This is a genomic window from Mesorhizobium sp. M8A.F.Ca.ET.181.01.1.1 (genome assembly GCF_004792025.1).
Classification (GTDB): domain Bacteria; phylum Pseudomonadota; class Alphaproteobacteria; order Rhizobiales; family Rhizobiaceae; genus Mesorhizobium.
On record NZ_SRTV01000102.1, the window covers coordinates 1 to 362 of the forward strand.

At 64.4% G+C, this 362-nt stretch carries 1 protein-coding gene; it reads right to left on the reverse strand.

From position 1 onward, the window contains the following. On the reverse strand, positions 1 to 362 hold a 362-nt coding region (locus EN824_RS33770), incomplete at both ends, for an ATPase, T2SS/T4P/T4SS family (protein ID WP_135933184.1).

Below are 362 nucleotides of genomic sequence, written 5' to 3' on the forward strand. Positions count from 1 at the left end.
GTGGCCAGCACGAGGTGGCCGGTGAGCGAAGCCTGCACGGCAATCTGTGCGGTTTCAAGGTCGCGGATTTCACCGATCATGATTACGTCGGGGTCCTGCCGCAGAATGGAGCGCAGCGCCCGAGCGAAGGTCATGCCGATCCGCTCGTTCACCTGCGTCTGGCCAATGCCCGACAGGTCGTATTCGATCGGGTCTTCGACCGTCATGATGTTGGTGGTCGCCGTTTCCAGACGGGACATCGACGCATACAGCGTGGTCGTCTTGCCCGAGCCGGTCGGGCCGGTCACGAGCACGATGCCGTGCGGCCTGCCGATCAGCTTGTCGAACTTGCCGAGCGTGTCCGCGCCCATGCCGAGCGCCTC